Raw genomic sequence first — 13,101 nt, 5'->3', positions numbered from 1 at the left:
TTGAAATGTTTAATCTATACTTTACTGTGTTAATAATATCACCTCCACTAGTCATAGTTACAACGCGTCCTATTATTATCAAGTACTATAAATAATTAGACTTTTGACGGGGTAAATATTTTCTTGTTTGTTCCCCTATTCCCTAAAACTGTTAATATATTTAGCTCATAGCTTTAGAAGCTCCTGTATATCTCCCCCATTTCCTAAGTTTCTTTCAAACACTAAAGGAAGAAAAGAATTCGACCTAAGATACAAGATAAGTACTGTCACCTAAGTTTATGAAATTGGTATAACTTCCTCAAATTACTGTAGCCTCAAAGTTTTGAGCCGGTAAAATCTTACTTTTGACGAGTGTCAATATATTTAGCTCATAGCTTCAGAAGCTCCTGTATATCTCCCCCATTTCCTAAGTTCCTTTCAAAAACTAAAGGAAGAAAAGAATTCGACCTAAGATACAAGATAAGTACTGTCGCCTAAGTTTATGAAATTGGTATAACTTCCTCAAATTACTGTAGCCTCAAAGTTTTGAGCCGATAAAATCTTACTTTTGACTTCAGTATTTAAGGGTTGTTCTGGGTTTTAAGTCGATAAAATCTTACTTTTGACTTTTGACTTTTGACTTTTGACTTTATTTATTAGTACAATGTAACGGTTGTTTTAGTTGTAGATAGAGTGTGATAGAACGTTACACCTTGCCTGAAATGGGCGAACTTTGGACTGATAATGCCAAACTGAAAACTTGGCTACAAGTAGAAATAGCTGTCTGTGAAGCTCAGGCAGAACTTGGCTATATACCTGCTGAAGCAGTAGCAGAAATTAAGGCCAAGGCGAATTTTGACCGGGAGCGGGTGTTGGAAATTGAGGCAGAAGTCCGCCATGATATGATTGCCTTCTTGACAAATGTTAATGAATATGTTGGCGATGTTGGACGATATATTCACCTAGGTTTAACCAGTTCTGATGTTTTGGATACTGCCCTGGCATTGCAAATGGTTGCGAGTCTGGATGTATTGTTGTCGTGTGTGGAAGAATTAGGACAAGCAATTCGCTATCAGGCACAACAACATCGGGAAACTTTCATGGTTGGGCGCTCCCACGGTATTCATGCCGAACCGATAACATTTGGTTTTAAGTTGGCGGGATGGTTAGCAGAGGTTTGTCGTCATCGCCAGAGGTTAGTGCAACTACGTCAGAATATTGCTGTGGGTAAGATTTCTGGAGCAGTGGGAACTTATGCAAATATTGACCCTAGAGTTGAGGCTATAGCTTGCCAAAAACTGGAACTTAAACCAGATACAGCTTCAACTCAGGTAATTTCTCGCGATCGCCATGCTGAGTATGTACAAACCCTCGCCTTATTGACTGCTTCTATTGAACGTTTTGCGGTGGAAATTCGTAATCTTCAACGCACAGATGTTTTAGAGGTTGAGGAATATTTTTCTCAAGGTCAAAAAGGTTCTAGTGCTATGCCTCATAAACGTAACCCCATCCGTTCAGAAAGGTTAACGGGAATGGCGAGAATTGTCCGCGGTCATGCTGTTGCTGCTTTGGAAAATGTTGCCCTTTGGCACGAACGAGATATTTCTCATAGTTCAGTAGAAAGAGTTATTTTACCAGACGCTTGTATTTTGACTCATTTTATGCTGAAAGAAACTACTGAGTTAATCAAGAAATTGTTGGTATACCCAGAAAACATGAAGCGAAATATGAATGTTTATGGAGGGGTAATTTTTAGCCAACGAGTGCTTTTAGCTTTGGTAGAAAAAGGCATGATACGAGAAGATGCTTATAAAATTGTTCAGTCTTGTGCTCATAAAGCTTGGAATCAACCCAATGGTAATTTTCAAGATTTAATCAGTCAAGATGAACAGATTAAAAGTCAGTTATCTGAAGCAGAAATAGCAGCTTGTTTTGATCCGAAACACCATTTAAAACATTTAGATGATGTTTATCAAAGATTAGGTATTTGATGTTCTAATGTTTGAGCATATTTCGTAAGCATTTAGCAGTCAGCTATCCTCTTGCCTCCTGCGGAGGAGCTACGATAACAGAGGAATTGTGTTTCTAATGTCGCGTAGCGTTTAGGCTGTCGCCGACATATAGAGTGGAGCTTTGCGTCAGCAAAACAGCTATCAGTTTCTAAGATAAATCTACATTTTCTGCCACAAAATTGTATAACTTGACAAATAAAACTCGTTGTTTTTGTATTTCAATTCTCTGGTTGAAAATGTAGTAGAAGTTAAATTAATGCAGGAAGCATTAATTAAAAAGCTAAGAGCTGGATGCTTATATTTTTTATACCCTGAAATTACAGCAGTTTTTTCATGCCTAAACCATCTAATTTTTTTGCTTGGTAAATCACTTTTAACGTAAGCATTCAGTTTTCAGCTATCGGCTATCAGCTATTATTTTTGATAGGCTATAAAAGCTTTATTAATTGAGTAATAATTAAACGTTACTACAAAAATCAATTCTTTTAAACTTAAAGTCTATATCAATCGCCTTATATAAATTAGAAGAGGGAAAAATATTATTGCTAAAAACTGACAACTAGCTGGCTGAATGCTTATTTTTAAACCCAGGATTTTACACTGATTTAGTATTATCAAAAGTCGAGGTTTTGCAGCAAAAATTTAATTCTTAAATTCTGAATTATGACTTTAGAGACTGTTTATCAAATAAGTATTCAGAAATTAAATAGTGACTAAAATTTGAAAGTAGTAAGACTTCAAAGGATTCAAATATGGTAGACATAGAGATTTTCGGTACATATCTTTCTAGATTTAAAAGTGACAAATATTTGTCTTGATTTCTTTCTGACAATTCCTAATTCTCAATTCTTAGAGACTGTTTGTCAAATCAAATAAGTATTCAGAAATTAAATAGTGACTAAAATCTCAAAACAGTAAGACTTCAAAGGATTGAAATATAGTAGACATAGAGATTTTCGGTACATATCTTTCTAGATTTAAAAGTGACAAATATTTGTCTTGATTTCTTTCTGACAATTCCTAATTCTCAATTCTTAGAGACTGTTTGTCAAATCAAATAAGTATTCAGAAATTAAATAGTGACTAAAATCTCAAAACAGTAAAACTTCAAAGGATTGAAATATGGTAGATATAGAGATTCTCAGTACATATCTTTCTAGATTTAAAAGTGACAAATATTTGTCTTGATTTCTGTCTAAAAATTCCTAATTCTCAATTCTCAATTCCCTGTCTCCTTTTTATATTTCATGATACATTCAATCTCTCAGGTGTAGTAGACTGTTTAATGTTATATAGATTTTTGTTGGGTTGAGAGGCCAAACCCAACAAAAATCTTTCTCCCATACTGACCTTGTATGAACCTAGCCTACTCCCCGACTCAAACTATTAATAAACTCCCGCAATTTCCACCAATTCTACGCAAACCTGATTCAAAAATTCCTTATCCACTTGTTCTGGCAATTCTGTTTTAACCTCCTTAATTTCTGAAAATAGATCGTCAGCTAAATTCTTCACTTCTTCATAAGCAACATCCCCATTTCTAATAGATAATAAATATTCAGCATCACCAGCTTTTTTTCGATTTACAGACAAAACTCCATCCCGCAAAATTTCAATTCCCATTTTTAACAACCGAATACAATGACTCATGTGTTTAGCATCATATCCACACTTTTTTTCTAACTCTTTGCGTTGCAAATTTCTGCCTTTATTCCAACTACAATAAGCCTCCCATTGACTTAGAGCTTGTCGATAAGCTTGAGTCAAATGCAACAGATGAATAAAATCATTTTTTGCCCTTGTATATTCTTGAACTTTCGGTAGTAAATCTTCAGGAATCAGATGTTGTTTTAGAATCGCCTTATAATCAATTTTTTCTAACAGCAAATCTCTAAATTCTTGAGCAGGTTCTAAAAATTCTATGCAGTCTCTAACCAACATATAAAGGAATTCCATAAAAGCATTAACTTCAGATTTTGTTAAAGGTCGATAGCTATTTTCATTCAACCCAAAATCTTGAGGATCTGGCTTTTTTTCAGGAGGATTTAATAACCATTTTCTATGAGTTTCAACTCGTTTAATTTGAGAGTAAGCATAACCAGCAAAAGAAGCTCTGATTTTCTGAGAAATAAATGCTTGACGATAGGAAATTAGCTTTTTTCCCACTGGCGATAAATGTAAGTAAAAATCTGCATCTAACCAGAGTATTTCTAATATATTTGGGTTGTTGTTATAGATAAGAGTAAGAAATTTTCTTAACTCGTAAATTACACAATCTTTGACGTTATCTAATACTGGAAATAAACCTGTTCCAGGTTCATCCCAATCTCGGTCTTTTTGTTCTACAGATTTAAAACCTAAATAATAATCTTTCGGAGCAATAAAAATTCCTTTATAGTCATAGTCTGATGAAGGTGTGGAAGTTCCGTAAGCTTGAGAACCTGTGAGAGCAAGTAATATTAATCCTGATTCTACTGTTTTTCTATCCATCCTAATCAACTCAAAAATCAAAAGTAAGAAGATTGCTAAGGCTCTTTATGGCCTTTTCTCAGAGCGATATTACTTCGCAATACCATTACGCGACCTTTATAATACAATTATGCTACAAAAATAGATTCTTGTCATGCAGAAAGATTTTAATGAGAAGTTGTAGGAAGGTGATAGTTTACTATTGCGCAATAGTGATGAAATATTTTAGTGCTTAATTTTTTGGCATTGATTGATAGACTCTCGCTCAGAACATCAGTGACTCTGAGTTTAGTTTTGACAGAGGTTTGATGTTCTACTATTGCGTATGTCGCAACAGTAATGAATATATTTTAAGTTTTTGATTTGTGATTAACATATAGTTTTGATTGATAGACTCTTGCTCAGAACATCAGTGACTCTGAGTTTAGTTTTGACAGAGGTTTGATATTCTACTATTGCGTATGTCGCAACAATAATGAATATATTTTAAGTTTTTGATTTGTGATTAACCTGTAGTCTTGATTGATAGACTCTTGCTCAGAGCATCAGTGGCTCTGAGTTTAGTTTTGACAAAGGTTTGATGTTCTACTATTGCGTATGTCGCAACAGTAATGAATATATTTTAAGTTTTTGATTTGTGATTAACCTGTAGTGTTGATTGATAGACTCTCGCTCAGAGCATCAGTGACTCTGAGTTTAGTTTTGACAGAGGTTTGATGTTCTACTATTGCGTATGTCGCAACAGTAATGAATATATTTTAAGTTTTTGATTTGTGATTAACCTGTAGTGTTGATTGATAGACTCTCGCTCAGAGCATCAGTGACTCTGAGTTTAGTTTTGACAGAGGTTTGATGTTCTACTATTGCGTATGTCGCAATAGTAATGAATATATTTCCAGTTTTTGATTTGTGATTAACCTGTAGTCTTGATTGATAGCAGTCACCATTACTAGGGCAGATATTCTCAAACTCTGAAATTTAGCCACAGCAATAATTTAACTTCTAATTTCTAACTGATAACTGAAATGACTTCTGCTATGAATTGTCCATCTCCCATGGCTCTATAGTAGAATTGCAAAATTATCGGTAAATTACCCTCAAAGGAAAATATCAATAAATGCTCAACGCTCTCATCTTAGTTCCACTAATTGGTGCGGGTATTATTAGTTTTTGGCCAAGCACTCTCTCGCCTAAATTAGCCCGTCAACTAGCTTTAACAGTAGCTATTATTAGTTTCTTATTGTCTTTGGTACTGCTCACCCAATTCAATCCACAAGATCCAAATCAACAATTCATTGTCTTTTTTCCCTGGATAGACTCCCTCGGTTTAAGCTACTCCTTGGGAATAGATGGTTTGTCTCTGCCATTAGTAATATTAAACGGTCTGTTAACCAGTATTGCTATCTATGCCACAGACGAATCAATCAAAAGACCTCGTTTTTATTACTCCCTCATACTATTGTTGACACTCAGCGTATTTGGAGCCTTTCTCGCTCAAGATTTACTGTTGTTTTTCCTCTTCTACGAACTCGAACTAATTCCCTTGTACTTATTAATTGGAATTTGGGGAGGGCCAAGACGGGGTTACGCATCTACAAAATTTCTCATTTATACAGCAATTTCAGGAATTCTAGTCCTGGCTGGATTTCTGGGAGTAGTGTGGTTAAGTGGTTCCTCCAATTTTGCTTACGACCAAGTAGTTGCTCATACCCTACCTTTAGCAACTCAACTATTACTATTGGGAGCAATAGTCATTGGGTTTGGAATTAAAATTCCCCTAGTTCCCTTCCATACATGGTTGCCAGATGCTCACGTTGAAGCTTCCACACCAATTTCCGTACTCTTAGCAGGAGTGTTATTAAAACTTGGAACTTATGGTTTGCTGAGATTTGGATTAAATATGTTTCCTGAAGCTTGGGTGTATATTTCTCCCTGGTTAGCAATATGGGCGGTAGTCAGTGTGCTTTATGCTTCATTGAATGCCATTGCACAAAAAGACATGAAAAAAATGGTGGCCTATAGTTCGGTTGGTCACATGGGTTACATTTTGTTAGCTAGTGCAGCAGCAACTCCCCTAAGTCTTTTGGGAACAGTATTCCAAATGATTAGCCATGGTCTAATTTCTGCTTTACTATTTTTATTAGTGGGAGTAGTTTACAAAAAAGCAGGTACGCGGGATATAGATGTATTACGCGGTCTATTGAACCCAGAACAAGGTTTGCCAATGATTGGTAGTTTAATGATTTTGGGAGTAATGGCAAGTGCTGGTATTCCGGGAATGGCTGGATTTATTTCAGAATTTTTAGTGTTTAGAGGCAGTTTCAATGTTTTTACAGTTCCCACTCTTCTATGTATGATCGGAACAGGACTAACATCAGCCTATTTCTTGCTTTTAGCTAACCGAGTATTTTTTGGTAGGTTATCTCCAATAGTTGTTAATTTGCCTTCAGTACAATGGTCAGATAGAATACCAGCTATTATTTTGACAGTTCTGATTATTGTTTTAGGAATACAACCTAATTGGGTGGTGCGTTGGACTGAAACTGAAGCAAATACAATGAGTATTAGTCAACCTATATTATCACAGGTTATTGATAGGTCGGCGATCGCTGCTCAATCTCCCATCATTAAATATTCTGAATAGTTAATGATATTAAAGAAAGCCTGGTTTTGTCATTGGGAGGTGTCAATTGAACAAGTCAATCTCCTGGGAAAAATATATTTTTAGCCAACGTAATATCCCAATATAGCTTAACTGCTATCTATGCCAAAGATTGCCACAGTGGGTAATGACTAGGTAAACCAAGATAATTACTTTCTCAGCCCCCTTGCAATGACATTAGTAGATAGCAGAGCTGGTCTTTTAATATTTAGTTTATGAATAATTTGTAAATTTTAACCCGATCAAAATAAATTAAATTTAGGAAAAAAAAAATTATGATAAACACAACTTTAAAATGTAAAAACCATCCACTTTCAACATATATTAATCGCTTAAAATCCGGTCAAGCTCTGCTAAAAGATACCCAAGAAAATGTCCTAGAAGTTGTCGGAATTTTAAAAAGTTACGGCATTGTATTAGATGCTTATTCCAAAAATCTTATTTACATTGCCGAACATCAATTTTTAGAAATGTTTCCCTTTTTCAAATACTTCAATGGTGAAATTTCATTAGGTAAATTACTGAAGTTTTGGTGGCATGACAGAATTAATTATGAATATGCAGAATATTGCATGAAAGGAATGTTATGGCATGGAGGTGGAGGTCTGGATAAATATTTAGATTCAGCGGAATTTAAACAACTAGCAAAAGCAGCTATAGATACTGAAATAACAGGAAATTTGATGTTAATGCCACTCAATCAATTATTTCCCGAATTTTTACCAGACATGGTACGTCAACAAGCTTATTATAGTGCTTTAGGTCAATTTTGGCGGGTAATGAGTGATATATTTATGACCTTATCTGATAAATATGACCAAGGCAAAATGAAATCTATTCCTCAAGTAGTAGATCATATTTTATTAGGGTTAGTTGAAGCAGCAAATTTACCAATTACCTTTGCTGTAAATATCAAAGGTAAACGTTATGAAATAATTCCTGAATCAGTAGGTTTAACCTTTTTAGCAGACACAGCAGTTCCCTATGTTGAAGCAGTTTTCTTCCGAGGAGCACCATTTTTAGGCACAGTTTCATACAACGCTCAAGCTCAACAAATTGACCCCGATCAAAGTCAATTTACTTATGGTGCTTTATATGCCGATCCTTTACCTATTGGTGGTGCAGGAATTCCACCTACATTATTAATGCAAGATATGCGGCATTTTATACCAGATTATCTTCTAGAAGTTTATCAAAAAACTAACCGAGGTACAGATAATTTACGAGTGAAAATTTGTGAGACTTTTCAGAAGTCAATGTTTTGTGTAACAACAGCTGCAGTTTTGGGTTTAGCACCTCATCCTTTAGATACAGAAAATCCAGAGGAACAAGCAGAAAATCAAGTTTATTTAGAAGGTTGGATGGATAGATTTTTAACATCAAGATTACTCTTTGTTAATAGTTAGCTATTTCAATAATTAGGGCTTGTGCTCAAAAGTCTGATGGTGAAGGGAGGGAGTAGGGAGTAGGGAGTAGGGAGTAGGGAGTAGTGAAAACTCAACAGAGACAGGGTAGTTATACCAATTACCAAAAGTAATGCTATACTTCAGTTTGACTTCTGAAGTCAAATATTTAGCAAAATTCAAAGTCTGTTTTTGACAATTATTAATCGGTTAGTATTAGTTTTTCCTACTTTTAACCTCTCCCCCACCTCCCCACCCAATCATATATAGCATTCTTTTTGAGAAATGGTATTATACAGGAGGTACTCAGAAAAATTATCCTTTGCTCCAACCTCCCTAACTCTTACCCAAATACTAACTTTTTGAGCTTACCCTTGTTTACAATCTCCTACTTTTTCCGGACTTGAAAATGCTCAAACATTTATCTGCCCATCTTTTGAAATTTATTCAGCAAACCATAATTACTCTTATGTAAAAGTAGAGGATTGACTAAAAGTGGTTCAAATTTTTTCGACTTGATTGAAGTCATTTTAAAAGTTAATTAATTGATTAATATAGTACTAAGCAAATAGGGATAGAAATTTATAAATGCTCAAACTCAGTCAGGGATTACTTCTAACTTCTGAATTGGGCATAGCGCTATAATACCAGCTTGATAAATGTTTACTACAAAAATTTAGGCTACTGCTTAAGAGTCAGGAGAAATATAATCTAACTTTTTCTTTTGTAGTAAGCTTCTATAGCCATCCTCTAATCGGTTGTAATATTTTAGTAATAGGGGCGATTTCGTTCCGAATGCTGTCGCAAACACGCAATTAGGAGCATGAAAAACGGAAATCGCCCCTATAGAATTCAGAATTTTCAAGGTTAAGGACTCAAATTAATTATTATACAAACTGTCACAACCAATGCACGGATTACTATATTTTGATTCAAAGAGATATTAAAATAAAGGTAATCATTAAACTATTAAAAATCAGCTCTCAGTTTTTTGATAGATTAAGTAATACCAATTTGATAAATTTTTTATACAAATAGCTAAGGAACTTTTTAGGAGTCATGAGTCAGGAGTCAGGAATCATAATGAATAATTTGTATATCATTTTTTAACTAGAAAATCATATTTTTTGTCAAAGGTAAATATCCTGTAAAATATTTTTATTGTCCTTACTATTCGTAACATTTTTTTAAAAATTGGTATAAGGATTAGTTTTATATCACTTATATTAACTGAGTAAGCACTTCTTTATCCTATGAATTTCCTGAAATATATCAAAAAAAATTCTTCGTATCAAGACAGGAAAAGTATAATTATAATAATTGCTGAAATTCCCAGTTACGACCCAGGAAGCAACCTAAAATATAACGGCTTTTAGCTCTGCATTTTACATAAAATTATTACTTTAACTAAAACTTATTTGTAACATTCTTGTTTGAAAATAGCATCAAATAATATCCAAATAAGTATGATGGTTAATATAAAATAGAAATAAGAGACATTTATATCAAATATTTTCCATGGAAAGTCCTGAAGAAAGTATATATAGCTTATAGAGATTTCTTGTGCTATTTTAGTTATATAGTCTCATAGAATAGAGCTACTTTTAACATCTTTACTAAAAACATAAAATGTTTACCAAATATAATCCAATTATATATAATCAAGAAAAGCTATATGTTGGAATATTAAGTAAAACAACTCATGAATAACAGAAAAACTGATTCTATATTAGCTATCTTAGCCCGCCCAATAATTAATAAGATATCTAGATTATTAGGATTACCAACGATTGACTATTTAGAAGTTCAACTGCACCAAAGAACAGAACAATTAGAGAAAATATCTGCACACCAAAGCGCAATATATCAAGTCATTAGCAAGATTAGAGCATCTCTCGATCTAGAAAGAATATTTCGCACAACAACAAAAGAAACTTGTAGACTTTTAGGTGTCGAACGAGTCTCAGTATATCGTTTTTCTCAAGACTGGGGTGGTCAGTTTGTTGGAGACTTTGAATTTATTGAACCTGGTTGGGATAATTATGCAAAACTAGGTAAAAACACTATCTGGAATGACTCCTATCTTCAAGAACATAAAGGTGGTAGATATCTCCATAACGAAACATTTGTAGTAGAAGATATTTATAGAGCAGGGTTGTCTAAATGCCATGTTGAAATGTTGGAACAATTTCATATCCGAGCCTTTGCAACTGCTCCTATTTTTGTCAAACAGAAACTGTGGGGAATTCTCGGTGCCTATCAACATTCCAGATCCAATAATTGGCAAATTTCTGAAGTTAAATTTTTGACTCAAGTTTCTGCCCAATTAGGTATTGCCCTACAGCAAGCAGAACAACTGGCAGAAGTAGAACAAAAAGCGAAATATTTGCGAGAAAATAGCCAGCAACAAACAATTTTATTTAACTTAATCTCAGAAATTCGTGAGTCTCTAGACTTTGATACTTTATGTAAAACAACTGTCAAAGAAGTTAGAAAAGCTTTAGAGTGCGATCGCGTCGGGTTATTCCGCTTTGATCCAGATAGTAACTACCGCTTTGGTGAGTTTGTTGCTGAAAACGTTTTACCAGTTTATAACTCTGCGCTTTTCAAAAAAGTTTACGATAATTGTTTTGGTGAACAGTTCGCCATTGACTATCAACAGAAACGTATCCAAGTGCTAGATGATATTTACAAGGCTGGTTTAAAGGATTGTCATATTCAACTGTTAGAGCAATTTCAAATTAAGGCACAAATAATCATACCTTTAATGATGGGTTCAAGATTATGGGGATTATTATGTATTCATCAGTGTGAAAATAGCCGTAAATGGACTGAAAATGAAATTCGATTTGTTAAACAACTGGCAGCTCAGTTTAGTGTTGCTTTGGAGCATTCCCATTTATTAGCTCAAACTCGTTCTCAAGCACAGGAATTATCTCAAACTCTTGATGCACTTAAGCAAGCAAATCATAAATTAGAAAATCTGGCTCGACTTGATGGTTTAACTCAAATTCCTAACCGACGTTACTTTGATGAAATTTTAGAGCTGGAATGGAAAAGACTGGTAAGAGAAAAGCAATTTTTATCTCTAATTATGCTTGATGTCGATCATTTCAAATTGTACAATGATTTTTATGGTCATCAAGCAGGAGATCAATGCTTGGTTAAAATAGCTAAGACTGCTAAGGAAATTGTGAAACGTCCTGTAGACTTGTTAGCTCGCTATGGAGGAGAAGAATTTGCTGTAATATTGCCCAATACTGATGAAAGAGGAGCTTCTGTAGTAGCAAAACAAATTCAATCAGCAATTAAAGGTTTAGCTATTCCTCATGGGAAAAGTGAAAAACAAATAGTGACCTTAAGTTTAGGTATTGCTACTCAGATACCATTAGTCGATCAAAAACTGCAGGAATTGATACTTGAAGCCGATCAAGCTTTATATCAAGCTAAACAACAGGGGCGAGATTGCTGTATGCACTTTAGAATGCTCGAAAAAGATGTAGAGTCCTAGTGACTACGCGGAAGTCAAAAGTTCAAATTTTAAAGTCAAAAGGGCTTTGTTTTTAAGAGTTTAAGGATTTTATCACTGACACCTTATTTTCCTCACCCTGCACTAACTTTAATGTTATATTATCTCCGTTTAAATAATTAATAATTAATTAGTGGGTTTGAGGGTCAATTTCATTAATGAAGCATGATGTAGGAAAAACTAGGATTTGAGATTGCTTCCTTGTCGGTCGCAATGACTAAAATACTTTGTACTGCGTAAGTTATATGTATATAATGTCTAGGGCTACTGACAAAAATCAAAAATATTAATCAAAAAAAATATTTAGATATATCAGGAATGACTAACAACCATTGAGAAAAATATATGATAATATGTCCCTCTAGTTATCCTCACAATCATTATTGAAGTGGTTATTTGGGTGTAGAAGTAAATGATTATAAGCTAATCATATTCTATTCATAAACAACCATACAAGTGAAATGAATATATTTATATTGATTTAGAGGATTCAATAAAGTATTAGACTTGATATGAAAAATATATATCCAGGAAATCGTTTGATCTTTCTTAACAGTACCCAACTAGGGAAAAACCTCATCCTACGCTGGCTACTTCCCAGTATACTCAGTGTTTTTGTCTTAGGAAGTCCCTCTGAAGCTGCAACCCTAGAATCTTGGCAATTTAAAGTTAATCAGAACCAACTATCCTTTACCACAGAGGGTGGCGTTCAACCAAAGGCCCAATTAATTACTAACCCAACTCGGTTAGTTATAGATTTACCAGGAACAACTTTAGGTGGTATCAGAACTTCTCAAGTTGTGGGTGGGGCAATTAAAGCAATTAGAGTAGGACAATTTAATTCTCAAACAGCTCGGATAGTAGTAGAACTAAACAATGGTTATACTATTGATCCAAAACAAGTACAATTCAGGGGTATTTCTCCTAGCGAATGGACTGTACAAATACCAACCCCTCAACAAATTACCTCTACTACTAATACTAATATTGTACCTCAGTCTCCACCCCTAGCTCCCCAAAGTTCCCAGTCTTCAGCCCCACTGCCTC

The 13,101-nt window shown here is 34.4% G+C and carries 6 protein-coding genes; 5 read left to right on the top strand and 1 reads right to left on the bottom strand.

Translation table 11 applies throughout. The features are described from left to right. The first annotated feature begins 674 nt into the window (after positions 1-674). Positions 675-1,970, top strand: a complete 1,296-nt coding sequence (purB, locus tag ACP6PL_RS21195; protein WP_426547258.1) for an adenylosuccinate lyase — start codon at positions 675-677, stop codon at positions 1,968-1,970. 1,407 nt (positions 1,971-3,377) lie between these two features. On the opposite strand, the gene ACP6PL_RS21190 is transcribed toward purB, so the two are convergent. Next, positions 3,378-4,481, bottom strand: a complete 1,104-nt coding sequence (locus ACP6PL_RS21190; protein ID WP_426547257.1) for a nucleotidyltransferase domain-containing protein — start codon at positions 4,479-4,481, stop codon at positions 3,378-3,380. A gap of 1,096 nt (positions 4,482-5,577) precedes the next feature. Here ACP6PL_RS21190 and ACP6PL_RS21185 point away from each other — a divergent pair. The 4 genes from ACP6PL_RS21185 to ACP6PL_RS21170 form a co-directional block, all read left to right on the top strand. Beyond that, the gene (locus ACP6PL_RS21185; RefSeq protein WP_426547256.1) at positions 5,578-7,104 is read left to right on the top strand and encodes an NADH-quinone oxidoreductase subunit M; all 1,527 of its coding nucleotides are present in this window, start codon (positions 5,578-5,580) and stop codon (positions 7,102-7,104) included. 293 nt (positions 7,105-7,397) lie between these two features. Further along, positions 7,398-8,528, top strand: a complete 1,131-nt coding sequence (locus ACP6PL_RS21180) for a CO2 hydration protein (RefSeq protein ID WP_426547255.1) — start codon at positions 7,398-7,400, stop codon at positions 8,526-8,528. Between the two features lie 1,699 nt (positions 8,529-10,227). Continuing rightward, entirely contained in the window at positions 10,228-12,036 is a 1,809-nt protein-coding gene (locus tag ACP6PL_RS21175) for a sensor domain-containing diguanylate cyclase (RefSeq protein WP_426547254.1), read from the top strand. A 530-nt stretch (positions 12,037-12,566) separates the two neighbouring features. Next, positions 12,567-13,101: AMIN domain-containing protein (locus ACP6PL_RS21170; protein ID WP_426547253.1), on the top strand; the 535-nt coding region annotated here is incomplete at its 3' end.

This window comes from Dapis purpurea BLCC-M126, assembly GCF_050015975.1.
Classification (GTDB): Bacteria; Cyanobacteriota; Cyanobacteriia; order Cyanobacteriales; family Microcoleaceae; genus Trichodesmium.
The sequence above is the reverse complement of the archived record's forward strand: the minus strand, read 5'-3'. Positions and strand labels throughout refer to the sequence as shown.